Here is a 23238-nt window from a genome sequence, read left to right on the forward strand (position 1 = left end):
GGGCGGCGGTTTTTTTATGCGCGCCAGCCCCGGCGGTCGGGCGATGCCGGCGGCTATCGGACGTGCGCCGGGCCTCGCGCCAGCGACGGCCGACCCGTCGAGTCGCGGCCAGGGACGCTCGACGGCATCAGCGGGCGGGGAGTGAGCAGGCACGGCGAGTGATTTAGGACTTGTCTGAAAATCCGGAAAAGCGGACATCCGCAGGCAGGAACAAGCGTGACCGCGTCCGGATTCGACCAACGAAGCGTTCGGCCCGGAACCCAGACTGCCGCTTGCGCCGCCGCAAGGTCGCGCAACCGCCGCGTCGCCGCCGGCAGGTCGATCCAGCGCCATGCGCGCGCCTATCCGACGGATACGCGCACGCCGGCGCGGACAGGGACCGCGCCGCCGCGCGCCGCACTCGCCGCGCTGTGCGGCCGTTGCCTGTTGGAGAGAAAAGCCCGATGCATCGTATTTCGTCGCGTCACCCACGCCTGTGCGCGCTGTCCGCCGCCACCGCCTTCGTCGTCGCTTCCGTGTTCGCCACCGCCGCCTCCGCCGCCGGTCCGATCCAGTACGTGCGCGTCAACACCAGCGCGCTGGATTCGGGCGCGTCCACCGACCGTTTCATCGTCAAGTACCGCAGCGACAGCGTCGAGCGCCGCGACGCCGGCGAGTTGCAGCGTTCGCTGAGCGCGGCCGCCAACGCCGCTGCGCGCACGCTCGGAGCGAACGGCGCCGGCGCCAAGGCCGCGCCGGCGATCGGCCTGCGCCGCGCGCAGGCGCTGGCGCTGGGCGCCGAACTGGTGACCGCCAACCGCAAGCTGGCCCCGGCCGAAGCCGAGGCGCTGATGCGCCGGATCGCCGAGAACCCGAACGTGGAGTACGTCGAAGTGGATCGGGAGATGGTGCTGTACATGACCCCCAACGATCCCGAATTCCCGCGCCAGTACGGCTACGGCACCGGCCCCGGCGGCATCCGCGCCGGACAGGCCTGGGACCGCAGCACCGGCGCCGGCGTGGTGGTCGGCGTGATCGACTCCGGCGTCAATCGCCATGCCGACCTCGCCGCCAACCTGGTGGCGGGCTGGGATTTCGCCCAGAACGACAACGATCCCAGCGATCCGACCGATGCCGCGAGCTTCCACGGCACCCATGTCGCCGGCACCGTCGCCGCGGTGACCAACAACAGCCTCGGCGTGGCCGGCACCGCGCCGGGCGCCAAGATCCTGCCGGTGCGCGTGTTCAACGGCCCCAGCGGCAGCACTTCGGCCATCGTCAACGGCATCACCTGGGCGGTCGGCGGCTCGGTACCGGGCGTGCCGGCCAACGCCAATCCGGCCGACGTCATCAACCTGAGCCTGGGCAGCCGCTTTCCGGCGACCTGCGACAACGCCACCCGCGACGCGCTGAACTTCGCGATCAGCCGCGGCACCATCGTGGTGGTGGCCGCCGGCAACAGCAACGGCGACGCCAACAGCTACACGCTCAACAACTGCGCCCCGGTGATCTCGGTCGGCTCGGTCACCAACACCGGCGCGCGTTCGAGCTTCTCCAACCACGGCACGCGCGTCGACGTGGCCGCGCCGGGTTCGGACATCGTCTCGACCTCCAACGGCTTCAACGGCGCCAACAACCTGTACCAGTCGTTGAGCGGCACCTCGATGGCCTCGCCGCACGTCGCCGGCGTCGCCGCGCTGGTGCAGTCGGCGGCGTCGACGCCGCTGACCCAGGCGCAGATGTCGACCCTGCTGAAGAACACCGCGCGCGCGTTCCCGGTCACGCCGGATCGCCCGATCGGCGCCGGCATCGTCGACGCCAACGCGGCGGTGCTCGCGGCCGGCGGCGGCACGCCGGGCAACCAGGCGCCGGTGGCGAACTTCGCGTCGTCGGCGAACGGGCTGACGGTGAGCTTCACCGATTCGTCGAGCGACAGCGACGGCTCGATCGCCTCGCGCAGCTGGGACTTCGGCGACGGCACCACCTCGACCGCGGCCAACCCGAGCAAGACCTACGCCGCGGCCGGCACCTACACGGTCAAGCTGACGGTCGTCGACAACGCCGGCGCCAGCAACACCAAGACCGCGACCGTCACCGTCGGCAGCAGCGGCGGCGTGCAGACCTACACCAACGGCACCGACGCCAACATCCCCGACAACAACGCCACCGGCATCACCAGCTCGATCAGCGTGACCGGCCGCAGCGGCAACGCGCCGAGCAACGCCCAGGTCGCGGTCAACATCGTCCACAGCTACAAGGGCGACCTGATCGTCGATCTGGTCGCCCCGGACGGCTCGGTCTACAACCTGCACAACCGCACCGGTTCGAGCACCGACAACATCAACCAGACCTTCACCGTGAACCTGTCGAGCGAAGCGCTCAACGGCACCTGGAAGCTGCGCGCCGCCGACCGCGCGGCGCAGGACGTCGGCCGCATCGACAGCTGGAGTGTCACGTTCTAAATCTTGATTTGCTATAAGCGTCACGAAAAACCCCGGCTTCGGCCGGGGTTTTTCTTTGCCGTCCGCCACGCCCGGCCGCGTCGGCTTACGACGACGCAACAGGGCGCGGTTCCCACCCCTGCGAGACCGATGGAAATCCAGAACTGTGATACCGCTCGCGACTCTGCGCGTTGCTGAGGCTTTCATCCACCTTGTTGACGGTTCAGTTACACACGTAGCGTGTTATGGCGGACCGGGCAGCAACGAGTCCGTACACAAACAGCGTGGACGCTGGGTGTGCAGACAAGGACGTGGCCGCCAGACCACCACGCGTTGATACGCCGCGACGCGGCACTTCGATTTTGGGGGTTTCACCATGTCCTATCGCTTCAAGGGCGCTCCGCGCCAGCACGCGCTTGCCGCCGCCACCCTGGCCGCGCTGTCGTGCGTGGCGATGTCGGCGTCCGCCGCCGACCGCGTCAATCTGGCCGCGCTGGCGAATGCCGACGCGCACGACCAGTTCATCGTCAAGTACCGCGACGGCAGCGCCGCGCGCAGCAACCCCGCCAACCTGAGCCGCTCGCTCGACAGCGCCGCCGCCGGTTTCTCCGGCAAGGGCCGCGCGCTGGGCCTCAAGCACCTGCGCCGCATCGGCACCGGCGCCGACGTGGTCCAGGCCGGGCGCAAGCTCGACCGCGCCGAGGCGCAGTCGTTGATGCAGCAGATCGCGCTCGACCCGAACGTGGAATACGTGGAAGAGAACGCGCGCATGACCGCGTTCTTCACCCCCAACGACACCCGCTTCGGCGAGCAGTGGGGCTACGGCGCCTCGGGCGTCAACGCCACCCAGGCCTGGGACGTCAGCACCGGTACCGGCGTGGTCGTCGCGGTGATCGACACCGGCATCGCCAGCCACAGCGACCTCAACGGCAACATCCTGCCCGGCTACGACTTCATCAGCGATTCGACCGCCGCGCGCGACAGCAACGGCCGCGATTCCAACCCGGCCGATCAGGGCGACTGGTTCGCCGCCGGCGAATGCGGCGTGAGCTACAGCAGCAACTCCAGCTGGCACGGCACCCACGTCGCCGGCACGGTGGCGGCGGTGACCAACAACGCCAAGGGCGTGGCCGGCACCGCGTACAACGCCAAGGTCGTGCCGGTGCGCGTGCTCGGCAAGTGCGGCGGCACCCTGGCCGACATCGCCGACGCGATCACCTGGGCCTCGGGCGGCACCGTGTCGGGCATTCCGGCCAACGCCAACCCGGCCGAAGTGATCAACATGTCGCTCGGCGGCAGCGGCGCCTGCGGCTCGACCTACCAGGCGGCGATCGACGGCGCGGTCTCGCGCGGCGTGACCGTGGTGGTGGCGGCCGGCAACAACAACGGCAACGCCTCCAACGCGCGTCCGGCCAACTGCAACAACGTGATCACCGTCGGCGCGGTCGACAGCGCCGGCAAGCGTTCGGTGTGGAGCAGCACGCAGAAGTCGAACTACGGTACCGTGGTCGATGTGGCCGCGCCGGGTTCGAACATCCTGTCCACGCTCAACTCGGGCACCACCACGCCGGGTTCGGAGAGCTATGCGTCCTACGGCGGCACCTCGATGGCGACGCCGCACGTGGCCGGCGTGGTCGCGCTGCTGCAGGCCAAGTCGGCGACGCCGAAGACCCCGGCGCAGATCGAGAGCATCCTCAAGACCACCGCACGCGCGTTCCCGACCACCCCGGACCAGCCGATCGGCGTGGGCATCGTCGACGCCAAGGCGGCGCTGGACTCGCTCGGCGGCGGCACCCCGAACCCGGGCACGCAGACCTACAGCAACGCCGGCGACGTCAGCATCCCGGACAACAGCTCGGTCGGCGTGACCAGCAGCATCGTGGTCTCCGGCCGTTCCGGCAACGCCACCAGCAGCGCCCAGGTCGCGGTCAACATCGTCCACACCTACCAGGGCGACCTCGTGGTCGATCTGATCGCGCCGGACGGTTCGGTCTACAACCTGCACAACCGCGCCGGCGGCGGTGCCGACAACATCGTCCAGACCTACACGGTGAACCTGTCGAGCGAACCGTTGAACGGCACCTGGAAGCTGCGCGTGTCCGATCGCGCGTCGCTCGATACCGGCTACATCAACAGCTGGAGCCTCACGTTCTGATCCTGCGGCGCGGCCCGCGGGCCGCGTGAGCGGATGCAAGCACAGCCCCGGCTTCGGCCGGGGCTTTTCGTTGCGGGGACGACGGATGGGGAAGGGCGCCGCGGTCGGTGAGGGCGCGGCGCGGTCGCGGCTCGTGCCGCCCCACGGTCGCTACGGCGGTCGCGCGATCTCCCTGCAGGAGCGGCGCAAGCCGCGACCGCGAAGCGTCGACCACGACGAACCCCGCGATGCAGACGATCGATGCGTATCCGACTGCCAGAATCAATCACAAAAAACACATAAAAAATACGAGCAAGCCTCAGTGAGCGAGAATCCCGCCCTCCGCACGATGCTCATTACCAATGCGCGTACTGTGATCGACATCGATTACTCGCACGCGATCGATGGCGGCGGCATCTTGTCCAGGCTTTTCCCCGACGGCTAGCGTGTGGTCCGGACGCGAACCCCACACGCGTCCTTCCAGCCGCGTCTTGTGTCCCGCACCCGCCACGGCGGCGCGCCGGCGCTCTTTTCGTCGCATTGCGGCGCTTATCTTTTGAGGGGTCCACCATGTCGTTGCGTTCCGCCATCCGTCACCGCCCGCACCTGCTCGCCGCCGCCACCGCGCTGGCCCTGGCCTCGCTGGCCGCGCCTTCGTTCGCCGGCGAAGCCCACCTGGGCGCGTTGAAAGCCGACGGCAGCTACAGCCGCTTCATCGTCAAGTACAAGAACGACAGCGCCGCCGCGTCCGGCGGCGCGGCGCTGACGCGTTCGCTCGACGCCGCCGCGGCCAAGCTCGCGCTGCCGGCCGCGTCCAAGGGCGCGCGCGTGGGCCTGCGCCAGGTCCGCCGCATGCTGGTGCCCGGCGCCAGCGTGATCGCCTCCGACCGCGCGCTCGGCCGCGACGAGGCCGCCGCGGTGATGCGCCAGATCGCCGCCGATCCGAACGTGCAGTTCGTCCAGGTCGACGGCCTCCGCCGCGCGCTGGCGACGCCGAACGATCCCACCTTCAGCAATCAGTGGCATTACGCCGACAGCGCCGTCGGCATCCGCGCGCCGACCGCGTGGAACAGCAGCACCGGCACCGGCATCGTGGTCGCGGTGATCGACAGCGGCATCCTGTCGCACACCGATCTCAACGCCAACATCCTGCCCGGCTACGACATGATCAGCTCGACCACCGGCTTCTCCGACGCCGAGTGCCGCGAAGCCGGCGGGTCGCCGGGCTGCGGCAAGTCCGACGACGGCGACGGCCGCGATTCCAATCCCAACGACTCGTCCAACATCGTCCACGGCACTCACGTCGCCGGCACGATCGCGGCGGTGACCAACAACGGCGCCGGCGGCGCCGGCGTGGCCTACAACGCCAAGGTCGTTCCGATCCGCACGCTCGGCAACCAGGGCTTCGGTTCGGATTCGGACATCGCCGACGCGGTGGTGTGGGCCTCCGGCGGCACCGTCGCCGGCGTGCCGGCCAACGCCAACCCGGCCGAGATCATCAATCTCTCGCTCGGCGGCCCGGCGCCGTGCACCGACACGCCGGCGTGGCAGGCGGCGATCGACGCCGCGATCGCCAACGGCTCGACCGTGGTGGTCGCTGCCGGCAACAGCAATATCGATGTCGCCGGCTTCACCCCGGCCAGCTGCAACGGCGTGATCCGCGTCGCCGCCAGCAACAAGGCCGGCTCGCGCGCGTCGTACTCGAACTACGGCGCGACCATCCACGTCACCGCGCCGGGCGGCGAGAACGGCATCTTCGGGCCGAGCTCGACCGAGGGCATCATCTCGACCGTGTCCGGCAACGCCTATGGCCCGATGGCCGGCACCTCGATGGCGGCGCCGCACGTGGCCGGCATCGCCGCGCTGATCCAGGCCGCGGCGTCGAGCCCGCGCACGCCGGCGCAGATCCTGCAGATCCTGCAGAGCACCGCGCGCCCGATCGCCGCCAACAAGTGCTCCGGCGGTTGCGGTTCGGGCCTGGTCGACGCAGCGGCGGCGGTGGCCGCGGCCGGCGGCGGCACGCCGGGCAACCAGGCGCCGGTGGCGAACTTCGCGTCGTCGGCGAACGGGCTGACGGTGAGCTTCACCGATTCGTCGACCGACAGCGACGGCTCCATCGCCTCGCGCAGCTGGGACTTCGGCGACGGCACCACTTCGACCGCGACCAGCCCGAGCAAGACCTACAGCGCGGCCGGCACCTACACGGTCAAGCTGACGGTCGTCGACAACGCCGGCGCGAGCAACACCAAGACCGCGACCGTCACCGTCGGCAGCAGCGGCGGCGTGCAGACCTACACCAACGGCACCGATGCCAACATCCCCGACAACAACGCCACCGGCATCACCAGCTCGATCAGCGTGACCGGCCGTAGCGGCAATGCTCCGAGCAATGCCCAGGTCGCGGTCGACATCGTCCACACCTACCAGGGCGACCTGATCGTCGATCTGATCGCGCCGGACGGTTCGGTCTACAACCTGCACAACCGCACCGGTTCGAGCACCGACAACATCAAGAAGACCTATACGGTGAACCTGTCGAGCGAGGCGCTCAACGGCAGCTGGAAGCTGCGTGCGGCCGATCGCGCGGCGGTAGACACCGGCTACATCAACAGCTGGAGCGTTACCTTCTGATCGCCCGCCGCGGCCGCGAGGCCGCAGGCGCCGATGCGAACTCAGCCCCGGCTTCGGCCGGGGCTTTTTCGTTGTGTGCGTCGTCGCCACGGATGGAACGCGTTGCGGCCGAAGCGACTGTAGGAGCGGCGCGAGCCGCGACCGCGACAACGCGCTTGCGACGAACCTTCGATGCGAGCGGCGCGCCCGCGGTCGCGGCTCGCGCCGCTCCTACAGGTAGATCGCGTGGCGGCCGCGGGGGCGGGCGGCGTATCCCGCGGCCGCGGCTTCGGCGACGCGGAACCCGTAGGCAGAACCCGTACTCGGACGCGACCTAAACAATCCGGATCTTTAGCGGCAATCGCAGTTTGCACCGGTCGCATCGCTCATTCCGGGGCTGTTTCCGCGGCGTTCTTGCCTAGATTGAAGCGGTCGGGCCGTCGCGGCTCGCTGTTCGGTCGTCGCCACGCCGCCGCCGCATCGTCGCCGTTGGATGCGCGCACGGCGCCCCGTAGCCGCTATGCCACCTCCCAGGAGCCAGACCATGCCCGCATCGTCCCATCGTCTGAACGCACTCGCCGCCGCCACCGCGCTCGCGCTGCTCGGCGCGGCCGCGCCCGCCTGCGCCGGCCAGGCCCACCTCGCCGGCCTCGGCGACGACGGCAACCACCAGTACATCGTCAAGTTCCGCGGCGGCAGCGCGCCGTCGCGCGAGGTCGCGGCGATGAAGGCGGCGCTGGACGCCGCCGCCGTCCGCGCCGGCGCGCCGACGCTCAGCGCGCTGCGCGCGATGGCCCTGCCGGGCATGCGCGTGGTGGCGACGCCGGGGCCGCTCAAGCGCGCGCAGGCGACGGCGCTGATGCGCCAGCTCGCCGCCGATCCGAACGTCGAATTCGTCCAGGTCGACGGCGGGGTGACGGTGAAGATGACCCCGAACGATCCGCAGTTCTCGCGCCAGTGGCATTACGCCGACACCGCCGCCGGCATCCGCGCGCCGACCGCCTGGAACGCCACCGCCGGCGCCGGCGTGGTGGTGGCGGTGGTCGACAGCGGCATCCTGTCGCACACCGACCTCAACGCCAACGTGCTGCCGGGCTACGACTTCGTCAGCGCGGTCAACGGCCGCAACGCCGCCGAATGCGCGATCGACGGCCTCTCGGCCGGCTGCGGCAAGTCGCTCGACGGCGACGGCCGCGACGCCAACCCGCACGACGCCGGCAACATCCCGCACGGCAACCACGTCGCCGGCACCATCGCCGCGGTGACCAACAACGGCCTCGGCGTGGCCGGCATCGCCCACGCCGCCAAGATCGTGCCGGTGCGCGCCGCCGGTTCGCAGGGCTACAACGCCCATTCCGACACCATCGACGCGATCGTCTGGGCCTCCGGCGGGCATGTCGCCGGCGTGCCGGACAACCTCAATCCGGCCGAAGTCATCAACGTCTCGCTCGGCAGCGACATCGCCTGCACGCCGGCGTGGCAGGCCGGCGTCGATGCGGCGGCGGCGAACGGCGCACTGGTGGTGGTCGCGGCCGGCAACGGCAACAACGACGTGAGCGGCAACGTGCCGGCCGGCTGCAACAACGTCGTCGCGGTCGCCGCGACCGACAAGAACGGCGCGAAGTCCTCGTTCTCGGCCTGGGGCGCGAAGATCGACCTCGCCGCGCCGGGCGGCGACGGCTTGTTCAACCAGGTGCAGTCCACCGTCGCCAACAACGGCTACGGCGCGATGTCGGGCACCTCGATGGCCAGCCCGCACGTCGCCGGCGTCGCCGCGCTGGTGCGCTCGCTGGCGCCGGGCAAGACGCCGGCGCAGGTCGAGGCGTTGCTCAAGAGCACGGCGCGGCCGATCCCGGCGAGCAAGTGCTCGCGCGGTTGCGGCGCCGGTCTGGTGGACGCGGCCGCGGCGGTCGCGGCGGCGCAGTCGTCTCGCTGAGCGCGGCGCGGCCGCGCGCAGGCCGGTCGCAACGCCGGGATGCGCAGCCACGCGCTGCGCTCCCGGCGTGGATCGCTACCGATCATGGCGCGCGGCGATGCGATCCCGTCGACAGGCTAGGGTGATCGGATCAGTGAGGACTGCATATTCAAGGAATACAAACGGTGTATTCGGCCGCGTGCTCGATCGTGGCGAGCAGGGGGAAATCCCGCTGATCGTTATCGATTAGGACGCGTCCTAGTTCTATTTTTTCGTGATACGAATCACACAAGCTCGACCTTTTCGAGTCGGAGCGGCGCTTGTTGCGATCGGTGCGGTCGCTGCAGCTTAAAGGCTGCGCTGCAGGGGGTGTTCGCAGCGAATGGCGATGCGCGCAGGCGCCGACAACGTACGTTGGCGCGTCGGGCATCGCCTCTTCAGCCGCATTGCGGCGTTCAAAGGGGTAATCACCAACATGTCGTTGCATTCCAACCGCCGCCACCGTGTGCATGTGCTCGCGGCCGCCACCGCGTTCGCTCTGGGTGCCATCGCCGCCGCGCCGGCCTTCGCCGGCCAAGCCGAGGTCGCCGGGCTCAAGGCCGGGCAGTCCTATGGTCGGCTGATAGTCAAGTTCAAGGATTCCGCGCCTGCGACGGCGTCCGTCGCGCGCTCGGCTTCGGCGCTGGGCGCGATCGACGCGGTGCTGGACCGCGCCGCCGCGCGCGTCGTCCTGCCGGCCGCATCCAAGGGCAAGAAGCTGGGCTTGCAGCGTTTGCGCCGCATGACGCTGGGCGCCGACGTGATCGTCACCGACCAGGGCATGAACAGCGAGGAAGCGCGCGCGCTGATCCAGCAGCTCGCCAGCGATTCGAGCGTGGACTGGGTGCAGCCGGACTACATCATGCAGGCCTGGGCGGTGCCCAACGACACCCGTTTCGGCGAGCAGTGGCATTATGCCGACAGCGCTGCCGGCATCCGCGCGCCCACGGCCTGGAACACCACGACCGGCACGGGCGTGGTGGTCGCGGTCGTCGACAGCGGCATCGTTTCCCACACCGATCTCAACGGCAACGTTTTGCCGGGCTACGACTTCGTCAGCTCGATCGCCGGCGGGGCCTGTTCGAGGGGATCGGACTGCGGCGCCTCCGAGGACGGCAACGGCCGCGACGGCGATCCGCTCGATAGTTCGGCCGCGACCAGCAGCGTGCACGGCACCCACGTGGCCGGCACCGTCGGTGCCGTGACCAACAACGCCACCGGCGTCGCCGGCGTCGCCTATGGCGCGCGCGTGGTGCCGATTCGCGCCCTGGGCAAGTACGGTTCGGGTGCCACCTCGGATATCGTCGACGCCATCGTGTGGGCCTCCGGCGGCAGCGTGCCCGGTGCGCCGGCCAACGCGAATCCGGCCGAAGTGATCAATCTTTCGCTCGGTCTCGACCTGCCGTGTTCGCAGATGCCGGCGTACCAGCAGGCGATCAACACCGCGACCGCCAACGGCGCGATCGTGGTCGCCGCGGCCGGCAACAGCAACATCGACTCCGCCGGCGCCACTCCGGTCGGCTGCAACAACGTCATCGGCGTGGCGGCCAGCGACCAGGCCGGCAACCGCGCGTTCTATTCCAGCTACGGCGGCGCGATCGACATCACCGCGCCGGGCGGCGAGACCTGCTCGCCGGACACCGAGTTCCTGCCGTTGGGCGCCGCGCCGAGCTGCACGCGCAGCCATCCCGCCCAGGGCATCCTGTCGACGGTGAACGGCAACGGTTATGGCTTCATGCAGGGCACCTCGATGGCGGCCCCGCACGTCGCCGGCGTGGTGGCGCTGATCCAGGCCGCGTCGCCCACGCCCAAGACGTTCGAGCAGGTGCGCCAACTCCTCGCCAGCACCGCGCGTCCGATCCCGGCCGGCCAGTGCCCGGGCGGTTGCGGCCCCGGCCTGGTCGACGCAGCGGCCGCGGTCGTCGCGGCGGCCGGTTCCACCGGTCCCGGCCCGGGCACTGGCGCGCAGACCTACAACAGCACCGGGGCGGTCGCGATTCCGGACAACAATGCCGCTGGCGCCACCAGCAGCATCGTGGTCTCCGGCCGCAGCGGCAATGCGCCCAGCGATTCGAAGGTGACGTTGAACATCGTCCACAGCTATCGCGGCGACCTGATCGTCGATCTGCTCGCACCGGACGGTTCGGTCTACAACTTGCACAACCGCAGCGGCGCCGGTGCGGACAATGTGACCGGCACGTTCACCGTGAATCTGTCCAGCGAAGCGCTCAACGGCACTTGGCGGCTGCGCGCGGCGGATCGCGCCGCGCAGGATACCGGCCAGATCCAGAGCTGGAGCCTGAACTTCTGACTCGGATGAACTTCGGCGGCCGCGGGCGCTGCCGCCGTTGCGAGTTTCCCGGCTGAATCAGGGCCCCGGCTTCGGCCGGGGCCTTTCGCTTGCAGGGCGCGAGGCAGGCGGGGCTGCGCACCCCCGAGCGTCGCGGGCGTGGGAGAATGCACAGCGGCGGCCGGTCCAAGTCCGACCGCGGGGTTCCCGCGACCCCCATCGACCCCGGCGCGCGCGCTGGCGCGTTGCAGATTATTCCGTACCTCGAAGGAGCCGCCCGCATGTCGCCTCTGTCCCGCCGCTTCGTCCCCTCGGTCATCGCGGTCTCGCTGTGCCTGGCGGTCGGCGCCTGCATGGCCTCCGGCAGCGCCTCGTCGGATGCCGCCGCGTCGCCCACGCCGGAGTCCGCGCCTAACCCGCCGAGCGAAGCCTCGGTCGATGCCGTCCCCACGCCGGAGCCCCAGCCCATGCCGTCCGATCGCGCCGCCGATCCCCGCAAGCCCAAGGCCGAGGTCGGCGAACCGGCCGGCGCCGGCCCGTTCGGCCAGTTCATCGTCAAGTACCGCGACGATTCGCAGCCGCTCAAGCAGCTCGGCGCGGTGCAGCCGCGCCTGGACCGCACCGCCGGGCAGTTGGGCAAGCGCGGGCTCAAGCTGACCTGGAAGCACCGCATGGGCATCAACGCCGATGTCTTCAGCGTCGCGCCCGCGCTCGATCGCGCCGAGGCGGTCGCGTTGATGCAAGCCTTCGCCGCCGATCCCGATGTGCAGTTCATCGAACCGGACAACCACATCTCGCTCGGGCCGATCATTCGCAGCCCCGCGCCGGTCGACAAGTGATCGCGTAGCGCCGGCGCGCGTCGCGCCAGGAATTACGAAAAACCCCGGCTTGTCCGGGGTTTTTTATTGTGTGCGTATCGCCGCGTGAGACGCGCGAAATCACACTTCCGAAGCAGTTTTACGATGCATGACCGGCATCACGAAGGTGAGCCCGGCAATCGCTTGCCAACCGTTGCCGCTGCCGGTGCGATGCCGCTAGCTTCGTGATGCGGCCGGAACGACGAACCGATCCGCAGCAAGACCGGTCGCGTCCGCGCAGCCCGACGCATGCGCGGACGACGCACCGGCGCTATAGCCATCCTTTCGGCCGCGTCCGCGGCCTTCGACCTCGGGGGTTGAACAAAATGCGCACCATCACTCGCCTGCGCGCGCGCAACGCCGCGCGTGCCGCCGTACTGTTGTCCGCCGTCTCGGTATTCCCGGCTTTCGCCGCCCAGCCGTTGTTCGTCGCCGATGCGCCCGCCGCACGAGCGAGCCTCGCCGGCGCGCAATCCGCCGCCGTGGCCGGCGCCAACCGACTCGCCGCCGCGCCGGCGACGATGTCGCTGCAGCTCAAGCGCGCCGATGCGGCCGTGGTGTCCAAGGCCACGCGCGAGATCGAACTGCGCCTGGGTTCCAGGCTCGTCGATGCCGTGCTCGACAGCGCGCGCGATACCGGCGACGGCGCTACGGTGTGGTTGGGGCATTTGAAAGAGAATGCCAAGTCTGTCGGCCACGACGCGCGCGAAGTACGCCGCGACGAGCGCAACTCGGTCGCGCTGGTGCGCCGCGGCGACGGCGTCACCGGCAACGTGCGCGTGGACGGCAGGCTCTACCGCATCCGTCCGCTCGCCGACGGCACCCACGCGGTGGTCGAGGTCGACGAGAGCCGCATGCCGCCGGACCATCCGCAGGGCTATCGCGATTCGGACCTGCCGCAGATCGACATGCGCGCCGCCAGCCGCGCCGCGCTCGCCGCGGTCGGTCCCGCCGCGGTCGATCCCGGCGCGACCGCGACCATCCGCGTGCAGGTGGTCGCCACCAACCAGGCGGTGACCGCCTACGGCGGCGACATGCGCGCGCTGGTCGACCTGGCCATCGCCGAGAGCAACCAGGGCTACGCCAACTCCAACGTCGGCATCCAGCTGGAACTGGCCAACTACCGCACCGTCGAGTACACCTCGGCCGGCGATGGCCACTTCACCGACGAAGAGCGCTTCGCCGATCCCGCCGACGGCTACATGGACGACATCCACGCCTCGCGCGACGCCAACGCCGCCGACGTCAGCGTGCTGATCATCGACGACGCCGGCAACTGCGGCCTGGCCCATTCGATCGGCTCGACCGCGGCGACCGCGTTCGCGACCGTGCATTACGACTGCGCCACCGGCTACTACAGCTTCGCCCACGAGATCGGCCACCTCCTGTCGGCACGCCACGATCCCGCCGCCGATCCGACCAACACGCCCTACGCCTACGGCCACGGCTACCGCTACGAGCCGGCCGGCGGCAGCAAGTGGCGCACGATCATGGCCTACGCCTGCAGCGGCGGTTGCCCGCGCCTGAACTACTGGTCGAACCCGGACGTGACCTACAACGGCATCGCCATGGGCACGGCCGACCGCAACCACAACCAGCGCGTGCTGGTGCAGACCAAGGCCGCGGTGGCGGCGTTCCGCGGCGCGCCGGGCGGCAACACCGCGCCGGTGGCGAACTTCGCGTCGTCGGCGAGCGGGTTGACGGTGAGCTTCACCGATTCGTCGACCGACAGCGACGGCTCGATCGCCTCGCGCAGCTGGGACTTCGGCGACGGCACCACCTCGACTGCGACCAACCCGAGCAAGACCTACAGCGCGGCGGGCACCTACACGGTCAAGCTGACGGTCACCGACAACGGCGGCGCCAGCAACACCAAGACCGCGACCGTCACCGTCAACGCCAGCGGCGTGCAGACCTACACCAACGGCACCGACGTCAACATCCCGGACAACAACGCCACCGGCGTCACCAGCACGATCAACGTGTCCGGCCGCAGCGGCAACGCGCCGAGCAATGCGCAGATCGCGGTCAAGATCGTCCACACCTACAAGGGCGACCTGATCGTCGACCTGGTCGCGCCGGACGGCTCGGTCTACAACCTGCACAACCGCAGCGGCGGCAGCGCCGACAACATCGACCAGACCTACACCAAGAACCTGTCGAGCGAAGCGCTCAACGGCGCCTGGAAGCTGCGCGTCGCCGACCGCGCCGGGCAGGACACCGGCAAGATCGACAGCTGGAGCGTCACCTTCTGATGCCGTCCGCCCGCGCGTCGCGATCGCGACGCGCGGGCCCGGCAAGCGTTCGCTTCACGGCCGCAAGGCCGGTCCGACCGCCCGGAGGCGCGCGTCGCCGGGTTCCAGCGCCGAGGGGAGCGCAACGCCACCGCGTCGGCCGCGGCTGCATGTGTCGGTACGAACCTGCAGGCTTGCGGCGCCACGACGCAGACGCGACGACGCCAGGCGGTCCGGACGCGGACCGTCGCGGGCGCGGCCGCGCGCGGTTCCGCCTCGGACCGCGCGTCGCCGCTCCGCTGCGTCGCCGGTGGCGGGCGTCATCGCGCGTCGCCGCTTCGAACCGCGCATCGATTTGTTTTGCCGTTTTCCGCGCAGCGCCGGTTCCCCCGCCGTTCGCGCCCGTGAGTCGCTTGCAACCGTCCGCCGCACCGTTACGCCGCACCGCCTGCCCGTCGCCCTGCGCGACGCCCGGCCTTCCACCCTGCTCGCATTCCACCTCGCCCGCATTCCACTTCGATGGAGATCGACATGAAACGTACCTGCCTCGCTCTCGGCCTGCTCGCGCTGTCCATCGGCAGCGCGCTGGCCGCCCCCAACCTGCGTCCGGCCGCGTTCGACCACGCGCGCCTGTCGCGCGTCGACCGCATCGCCCTGCGCAGCATGCCGGCGGTGGACGTCGCCAAGCTGCGCGTCGAGGACGCCAAGCGCGAGCAGCGCCGCGAGATCCCGCGCTTCGCCACCGCGCTGAGCGCCGACATCGACACGCTCAAGGACGGCGTGTGGGAAGACCTCGACGCCAACACCGCGATCTGGCGCACCCGCATCGAGTCCAAGGACGCGTTTTCGCTGAACTTCCATTTCGACAAGTTCAAGCTGCCCGACGGCGCGCGCATGCTGATCTACCCGGCCGACCAGGCGCCGGCCTCGGCCGCCGGCCGCGTGCGCAGCTTCACCAGCGCCGACAACAACGCCCGCGGCGAGCTGTGGACGCCGGTGGTGCTGGGCGACGAAGCGGTGATCGAAGTGGTGGTGCCGAAGGCCAAGCTCGGCGAGCTCAAGCTGCACCTGGCCAAGGTCAACCACGACTACGTCGGCTTCAGCGATCTGGTCAATGCGGTCAAGCGGCCGGGCGGCACGCCGGGCGCTTCGGGCAGCTGCGAGATCGACGTGGTCTGCCCCGAGGGCAACGGCTTCCGCGACATCATCCGCGCGGTCGGCGCCTATTCCAAGGAAGGCACGATGTGGTGCACCGGTTCGCTGGTGAACAACACCGCGAACGACAAGAAGATGTACTTCCTCACCGCCAACCACTGCGGCATGACCAGCGCCGCGGCCAACAATTCGATGGTGGTGTACTGGAACTACCAAAACTCCACCTGCCGCGCGCCGGGTTCCGCCGCCAACGGCAGCAACGGCGACGGTTCGCTGACGCAAACCCAGACCGGCGCGACCCTGCGCGCGACCAACGCCGCTTCCGACTTCACCCTGCTCGAACTCAACACCCCGGCCAACTCGGCGTTCAACCTGTACTGGGCCGGCTGGGACCGCCGCGACCAGGACTATCCGAGCTCGATCGCCATCCACCATCCCAACGTCGCCGACAAGCGCATCAGCTTCTCCGACAGCGCCTCGCGCAAGACCGGCTACGGCGGCGCCGACTACAACCCGCCGACGGTGGCCAACGGCACCCATCTGTTCGTGAAGTGGGGCGTCAACCGCGGCGTGACCGAGCCGGGTTCCTCGGGCTCGCCGCTGTACAGCCCGGACAAGCGCGTGATCGGCCAGCTGCACGGCGGCCCGTCGAGCTGCACCGTGCCGCAGGAGCAGAAGGCCGACTACTACGGTCGCGTGTTCACCTCGTGGACCGGCGGCGGCACCGCGGCCACGCGCCTGAGCGACTGGCTCGACGCTTCCGGCACCGGCGCGCAGTTCGTCAACGGCCTGGATTCGGGCGGCACTCCGGGCAACCAGCCGCCGGTGGCGAACTTCGCGTCGTCGGCGAGCGGGCTGACGGTGAGCTTCACCGATTCGTCGAGCGACAGCGACGGTTCGATCGCCTCGCGCAGCTGGGACTTCGGCGACGGCACCACCTCGACCGCGACCAATCCGAGCAAGACCTACAGCGCGGCGGGCACCTATACGGTCAAGCTGACGGTCACCGACAACGGCGGCGCCAGCAACACCAAGACCGCGACCGTCACCGTTAATGCCAGCGGCGTGCAGACCTACACCAACGGCACCGACGTCAACATCCCGGACAACAACGCCACCGGCGTCACCAGCACGATCAATGTGTCCGGCCGTAGCGGCAACGCGCCGAGCAATGCGCAGATCGCGGTCAAGATCGTCCACACCTACAAGGGCGATTTGATCGTCGACCTGGTCGCGCCGGACGGTTCGGTCTACAACCTGCACAACCGCAGCGGTTCGAGCACCGACAACATCGACCAGACCTACACCAAGAACCTGTCGAGCGAAGCGCTCAACGGCGCCTGGAAGCTGCGCGTCGCCGACCGCGCCGGGCAGGACACCGGCAAGATCGACAGCTGGAGCGTCACCTTCTGATGCGCGCCGTCTGATTCGCGCCGTCTTGCGATGAAGACCCCAAACCCCGGCTTCGGCCGGGGTTTTTTGTGGCGATCGTTGCAGCGGAAGCCGCGTGGGAGGGACTTCAGTCCCGATGCTTTTCGATCGGATCGCGGCGAGCTGATACAGAAGCGTCGGGGCTGAAGCCCCCCCTCCCACAACAGCAAGCACCGAAAACGCCGACCGCTCGTTCGATCCCCCAGCGCAGGTCTTCGGCTTATGTGGGAGGGACTTCAGTCCCGACGCTTTCCGATCAGATCGCTGCGACCGGATACAAAGGCGTCGGGGCTGAAGCCCCTCCCACAATGACAAGCACCGCAAATGCCGACCGCTCGTCAGATTCCGCAGCACGGTCTTCGTGTCTTGTAGGAGGGATTTCAGTCCCGATGATTTCCGCTCAGGTCGCGGCGAGCGGATACAAAGGCATCGGGGCTGAAGCCCCTCCCACAACAGCGGGCATCGCAAAAGCCGACTGCCCGTTCGATTCCGCAACTTGGATCTCCGGCTTCTGTGGGAGGGACTTCAGTCCCGACGCTTTGCGCTCAGGTCGCGACGACCCCGCCCGAAACAACAACATCGAAGCCCCGACGCGCCTGCCGCCCCGCCGAAAAACGCGCCATCGCCACCTCCCCACCCCGAAGTTCCGGCATCCCGTGCGCTTCAACCCATTCTGAATTCGCGCGCGTTCTCAATTCCGATTTCCCGTTTCGGCCACCGATTTCATCCGCAACAAATCTTCGTCGTATGCGTGACGCGATGCACGGATGCGATGTGGAACTGGCGGATTTGCGTCTTGTTGTGCGCGACGAGGGTGATTCACAGTCGCGCCGTGGCCACTTCGACGAACTCCGACGCCACGCGCAACGACACGCCGGCAGGGCACTGCGGCGTAACACCGCAATCGCTACGACGAAGCGCTTCAAAGGCATGCATTCGGTCGCGCAAGCCGCCGTACACGCAAGCCTGCCGTACACGCACGCTGTAGGGGGAAGCATGCGGCAACGCCCGCCTCACTCACTGGAGCATCCAGTTCCCACCGCCTGACCCGACGTCGTTCGCCATCCAGCACCGGCCAAGCCGGGCGTCGCGGTCATGCCCACATCACGGACGGAGAGACGCAATGAAACGCATTTGTGGTTCCCTGGTGTTGCTTGGTTTGTCGATCAGCGCCGCGCTCGCCGCGCCGGCCTCGCGCCCGGCGGCGTTCGATAACGCCAATCTTTCCAGCGTCGACAAGGTCGCCTTGCGCACCATGCCGGCGGTCGACGTCGCCAAGGCCAAGGCCGAAGACCTGAAGCGCGACAAGCGCGGCGACATTCCGCGCTTCGCCCTGGCGATGGACGTGGACATGACGCCGCAGAATTCCGGCGCGTGGGAATACACCGCCGACGGCCAGTTCGCCGTGTGGCGCCAGCGCGTGCGCTCGGAGAAGGCGCTGTCGCTGAACTTCGGCTTCACCGACTACCACATGCCCGCGGGCGGCCGCCTGCTGGTGTATCCGGCGACCCAGGCGCCGGCCGGCGATCGCGGCCTGATCAGCCAGTACGACGCCAGCAACAACAACCCGATGAACCAGCTGTGGACGGCCGTGGTGCCGGGCGCCGAGGCGGTCATCGAAGTGGTGGTGCCGCGCGACAAGGTCGGCGAACTCAAGCTGCGCCTGACCAAGGTCAACCACGACTACGTCGGCTTCGGTCCGCTCGCGCGCCGCCTGGCCGCCGCGTCCGGCGAGAAGGGCGTGTCGGGTTCGTGCAACATCGACGTGGTCTGCCCCGAGGGCGACGGCCGCCGCGACATCATCCGCTCGGTCGGCGCGTACTCGAAGAACGGCACCCTGGCGTGCACCGGTTCGCTGGTCAACAACACCGCCAACGACAAGAAGATGTACTTCCTGACCGCGCACCACTGCGGCATGGGTACGGCGTCGACCGCGGCCAGCATCGTGGTCTACTGGAACTACCAGAACTCGACCTGCCGCGCGCCCAACACGCCGGCCAGCGGCGCCAACGGCGACGGCTCGATGAGCCAGACCCAGACCGGTTCGACGGTCAAGGCGACCTACGCCACCTCCGACTTCACCCTGCTCGAACTGAACACCCCGGCCAATCCGGCGTTCAACCTGTTCTGGGCCGGTTGGGACCGTCGCGACCAGAACTATCCCGGCGCGATCGGCATCCACCATCCCAACGTCGCCGAGAAGCGCATCAGCAACGTCACCGAGCCGACGTCGTTCGTGGCCTGGGGCGGCGGCGCCGGCACCACCCACCTGCGCGTGCAGTGGCAGCCGACCGGCGGCGTGACCGAGCCGGGTTCCTCGGGTTCGCCGATCTACAGCCCCGATAAGCGCGTGCTGGGCCAGCTGCACGGCGGTCCGTCGAGCTGCAGCGCCACCGGCACCAACCGCAGCGACTACTACGGCCGCGTGTTCACCTCGTGGACCGGCGGCGGCGCCGCGGCCTCGCGCCTGAGCGACTGGCTCGACCCGGCCGGCACCGGCGCGCAGTTCATCGACGGCGTGGATTCGGGCGGCGGCACCCCGAACAACCCGCCGGTGGCGAACTTCACCTCCACCACCAGCGGCCTGACCGCGACCTTCACCGACAGCTCCACCGACAGCGACGGCTCGATCGCCTCGCGCAGCTGGAACTTCGGCGACGGCAGTACCTCGACCGCGACCAACCCGACCCGCACTTACGCCGCGGCGGGCACCTACACCGTCACCCTGACGGTGACCGACAACGGCGGCGCCACCAACACCAAGACCGGTTCGGTCACGGTGTCCGGCGGCCCGGGTGCGCAGACCTACACCAACGACACCGATGTGGCGATCACCGACAACGCGACGGTGGAAAGCCCGATCACCGTGTCCGGCCGCAGCGGCAACGGTTCGGCGACCACGCCGATCCAGGTGACGATCTACCACACCTACCGCAGCGACCTGAAGGTCGACCTGGTCGCGCCGGACGGCACGGTCTACAACCTGCACAACCGCACCGGCGGCAGCGCCGACAACATCATCCAGACCTACACCAAGGACCTGTCGAGCGAGGCGCTCAACGGCACCTGGAAGCTGCGGGTGAACGACAACGCCACTGCCGATACCGGCCGCATCGACAAGTGGAGCATCACCTTCTGATGCAGCCGGTTTGACCCGCACCACGCCGCGGCCTTCGGGCCGCGGCTTTTTTGCGGCGATGAAGTTTCGGTTCCCCCTGTAGGAGCGGCGCGAGCCGCGACCGCGAATCCGCGCCTGCGACGAACCCGGCACTGGTGCGCGACGACTGCCGCTGTCGCGGGCCGCGGATGCTTGCGCTCTCATTGTGGATTCGCGGCCGCGGCTCGCGCCGCTCCTGCAGGGACGGCTTCGTCGCAACGCACGGAACTGTGCGCTGATTCGCACAGCTGCATTCTGCTGGTCTGCTTCACGAAAGCGCTGCCATTGCGCGCCGCACGGCGCTTGCCAGCGCGCACGCCGCATCCAAGCATGACTCCGGCACGCCTCCGCGTCGCTGCCCACACCGCACCGGTCCATGGAGAGTCTCCCAATGCGCTTCCAAATTGCCGCGCTGCCGCTGTTGCTGGCCCTGTCCGCCAGCGCCGCGGCCGCCGACGAGCAACCCGTGTTCGTCACCGCCAAGTACGACAACCCCAAGCAACTGCAGCGCATCGCATCGCGCTTCCAGCACTTGATCGTCGACCGCCAGGCCAGGACCGTGAAAGTCGAGGCCATGCCCGAGGATCTGGCCGCGCTGCGCGCCGCCGGCTTCAAGTACGAGCTCGACCAGGAGTCCACCGCGCAGATGCAGCGCCTGCAAAGCGCGCTGAAGTCCGCGCTCCCCGGCGCCAAGAGCATCCCCGGCTACGCTTGCTTCCGCACGGTCGAAGAGACCTACCAGACCATGGACCAGCTGGCGGCGAGCAAGCCGAACCTGGCCAGCGTGCGCGTGATCGGCCCGAGCTGGCAGAAGACCCAGAACGCCGGCACCGGCTACGACATGAAGGTGTTCAAGATCACCAACTCGGCTACCGACGCGGCGCTGCCGAACAAGCCGACCCTGGTGCTGTTCGGTTCGATCCACGCGCGCGAATACGCGCCGGCGGAACTGGTCACCCGCTTCGCCGAAGGTTTGGTCAATGGCTACGGTACCGACGCCGAAGCGACCTGGCTGCTCGACAACTTCGCCTTCCAGCTGGTGCTCAACGCCAATCCCGACGGACGCAAGAAAGCCGAGGCCGGCTCGTCGTGGCGCAAGAACGTCAACAACAGCAACGGCGGCAGCTGCAGCGCGAGCAGCTACGGCACCGACCTCAACCGCAACTTCCCGTATCACTGGAATACCGTGTCCGGCGGCTCCAGCGGCAACCAGTGCGCCGAGACCTATCGCGGCCCGACCCCGAGCTCGGACCCGGAAACCCAGAACCTGATGCGCCTGGTCGCCGGCACCCGCGGCAGCAACGGCGTCTACAGCGGCGGCATCTTCCCCGACCGCCGCAGCGACGACGTGACCACGCCGGCGCCGGCGGACTATCAAGGCGTGTTCATCGACATCCACAGCGCGGCCGATCTGGTGCTGTGGTCGTGGGGCGACACCGTCAACCCGGCGCCGAACCGCGACGCGCTGCAGACCTTCGGCCGGCGCATGGCCTACTTCAACGGCTACCGGCCGCAGCAGTCCAACGAACTGTACGGGACCGACGGCACCACCGACGACACCATGTACGGTCTGCTCGGCGTGCCGGGCTACACCATCGAACTGGGCGGCAGCTTCTTCGAAAGCTGCAGCAGCTTCACCGGCACTACCTTGCCGAACAACCTCAGGACGCTGCGCTATGTCGCCCGCGCCTTGTGGGCGCCTTACACGCTGCCGAGCGGCCCGGACACCACCTCGGTCGGCGTCTCGTCGGCCTCGGTGCCGGCGGGCACCCCGGTGACGGTCACCGCCAACGTCAACGATGGCGTGTTCAACCAGAGCAACGGCAGCGAGCCGGTGCAGAACATCGCCTCGGCGCGCGCCTACATCGACACGCCGCCGTGGGCGAGCGGGGCGGTCGGCATCGCGCTGAGCGCGAGCGACGGCAGCTTCAACAGCAGCAACGAGAACGTCACCGGCTCGATTCCCACCAGCGGCCTCGCCGCCGGCGTGCATACGGTCTATGTGCAGGGCACCGACGCCTCGGGCAAGCCGGGCACGCCCAACGCCGCGCGCTTCACCGTGACCGGTGGCGGCCCCGGTACCAACAATCCGCCGGTGGCGAACTTCAGCAGCACCACCAGCGGGCTCAGCGCGAGCTTCACCGACACCTCCAGCGACAGCGACGGGACCATCGTCTCGCGCAGCTGGAGCTTCGGCGACGGCAGCACATCGACCGCGACCAATCCGAGCAAGACGTATGCGGCCGCCGGCACCTACAGCGTCGCCCTGACCGTGACCGACGACGACGGCAGCACCAACACCAAGACCGCCTCGGTGACGGTGAGCAGCGGCGGCGCGCAGACCTATCGCAACGACACCGACGTGGCGATCGCCGACAGCGCCACGGTGGAAAGCCCGATCGTGGTGTCCGGCCGCAGCGGCAACGGCGCGGCCAGCACGCCGGTGCAGGTGACCATCTACCACACCTACAAGAGCGACCTGAAGGTCGATCTGGTCGCGCCGGACGGTACCGTCTACAACATCCACAACCGTACCGGCGGCAGCGCCGACAACGTCATCGGCACCTTCAACAAGGACCTGTCGAGCGAGGCGCTCAACGGCACCTGGAAGCTGCGGGTCAACGACAACGCCAACGGCGACACCGGGCGGATCGACAGCTGGAGCCTCACCTTCTGATCGATCGTTGCGGATGCTGCGCTTGCGAAGCCCCGGCGCATGCCGGGGCTTCGTTTTTCCGGAAAGGGTTTCAGGTCCGCGGCTCTTGTTTGTTGTCGCGGTTGTCGCATCGGATCGGAAAGCGTCGGGGCTGAAGCCCCTCCCACAAGAGCGGGTCTTCAAGAGCTGGTGCTGCTCTCACAAGAGCGGCTGTTGCGAGAGCCGGCGGCGCACGAACTGGCCCACAAGAACCGATACCACGAGCGCCGAGGCTTTTTGCTTTTGTGGGAGGGCCTTCAGGCCCGATGCTCTTGTTTCCGGTTGCGGCGCCGCCTCGGAT

General features: G+C 69.0%; 12 protein-coding genes and 3 pseudogenes. 13 read left to right on the forward strand and 2 right to left on the reverse strand.

The window, feature by feature from the left end; genetic code table 11:
• Window positions 1-443: 443 nt before the first annotated feature.
• The 10 genes and pseudogenes from RDV84_RS13685 to RDV84_RS13725 all read left to right on the forward strand — a co-directional run bounded on the left by RDV84_RS13685 (window position 444) and on the right by RDV84_RS13725 (window position 17067).
• On the forward strand, window positions 444-2441 hold the full coding sequence (locus RDV84_RS13685; protein WP_309150675.1) for a S8 family serine peptidase: 1998 nt from the start codon (window positions 444-446) through the stop codon (window positions 2439-2441).
• Between the two features lie 355 nt (window positions 2442-2796).
• Complete coding sequence (locus tag RDV84_RS13690; RefSeq protein WP_057948596.1) at window positions 2797-4575, forward strand: S8 family peptidase; 1779 nt, start codon at window positions 2797-2799, stop codon at window positions 4573-4575.
• Between the two features lie 85 nt (window positions 4576-4660).
• Window positions 4661-4999 carry a hypothetical protein gene (locus tag RDV84_RS13695; RefSeq protein WP_309150676.1) on the forward strand — a complete coding sequence of 113 codons (339 nt, stop codon included), beginning with the start codon at window positions 4661-4663 and terminating at the stop codon, window positions 4997-4999.
• Between the two features lie 125 nt (window positions 5000-5124).
• Window positions 5125-6810: pseudogene (locus RDV84_RS13700) on the forward strand (S8 family serine peptidase); the annotation flags it as partial.
• A gap of 144 nt (window positions 6811-6954) precedes the next feature.
• Window positions 6955-7185 (forward strand): annotated as a pseudogene (locus RDV84_RS26480) (proprotein convertase P-domain-containing protein); the annotation flags it as partial.
• A gap of 523 nt (window positions 7186-7708) precedes the next feature.
• The gene (locus RDV84_RS13705; protein WP_309150678.1) at window positions 7709-9100 is read left to right on the forward strand and encodes a S8 family serine peptidase; all 1392 of its coding nucleotides are present in this window, start codon (window positions 7709-7711) and stop codon (window positions 9098-9100) included.
• 454 nt (window positions 9101-9554) lie between these two features.
• Window positions 9555-11429: a S8 family serine peptidase gene (locus RDV84_RS13710; protein WP_309150679.1), complete on the forward strand. Its 1875-nt coding sequence runs from the start codon at window positions 9555-9557 to the stop codon at window positions 11427-11429.
• Between the two features lie 260 nt (window positions 11430-11689).
• Complete coding sequence (locus RDV84_RS13715; RefSeq protein ID WP_309150680.1) at window positions 11690-12247, forward strand: hypothetical protein; 558 nt, start codon at window positions 11690-11692, stop codon at window positions 12245-12247.
• A 344-nt stretch (window positions 12248-12591) separates the two neighbouring features.
• Window positions 12592-14520: a M12 family metallo-peptidase gene (locus RDV84_RS13720; protein ID WP_267272082.1), complete on the forward strand. Its 1929-nt coding sequence runs from the start codon at window positions 12592-12594 to the stop codon at window positions 14518-14520.
• Window positions 14521-15030: 510 nt separating this feature from the next.
• Window positions 15031-17067 (forward strand): PKD domain-containing protein, encoded by a 2037-nt coding sequence (locus RDV84_RS13725; protein ID WP_309150681.1) that lies wholly within the window; start codon window positions 15031-15033, stop codon window positions 17065-17067.
• 102 nt (window positions 17068-17169) lie between these two features.
• Here RDV84_RS13725 and RDV84_RS27350 read toward each other — a convergent pair.
• Window positions 17170-17259, reverse strand: a pseudogene (locus tag RDV84_RS27350) (DUF6053 domain-containing protein); the annotation flags it as partial.
• Between the two features lie 50 nt (window positions 17260-17309).
• Here RDV84_RS27350 and RDV84_RS26490 point away from each other — a divergent pair.
• The 3 genes from RDV84_RS26490 (at window position 17310) to RDV84_RS13735 (ending at window position 22919) form a co-directional block, all read left to right on the forward strand.
• Window positions 17310-17762: a DUF6053 domain-containing protein gene (locus RDV84_RS26490; RefSeq protein WP_425606262.1), complete on the forward strand. Its 453-nt coding sequence runs from the start codon at window positions 17310-17312 to the stop codon at window positions 17760-17762.
• 446 nt (window positions 17763-18208) lie between these two features.
• Window positions 18209-20224, forward strand: coding sequence for a proprotein convertase P-domain-containing protein (locus tag RDV84_RS13730; RefSeq protein WP_078999591.1), 2016 nt, complete (start codon window positions 18209-18211; stop codon window positions 20222-20224).
• A gap of 409 nt (window positions 20225-20633) precedes the next feature.
• Window positions 20634-22919 (forward strand): M14 family zinc carboxypeptidase, encoded by a 2286-nt coding sequence (locus RDV84_RS13735; protein WP_309150682.1) that lies wholly within the window; start codon window positions 20634-20636, stop codon window positions 22917-22919.
• 70 nt (window positions 22920-22989) lie between these two features.
• Here RDV84_RS13735 and RDV84_RS26495 read toward each other — a convergent pair whose 3' ends face one another.
• Entirely contained in the window at window positions 22990-23238 is a 249-nt protein-coding gene (locus RDV84_RS26495) for a DUF6053 domain-containing protein (protein WP_425606391.1), read from the reverse strand.

This window comes from Lysobacter yananisis, from assembly GCF_031199375.1.
Lineage (GTDB): Bacteria > Pseudomonadota > Gammaproteobacteria > Xanthomonadales > Xanthomonadaceae > Lysobacter > Lysobacter yananisis.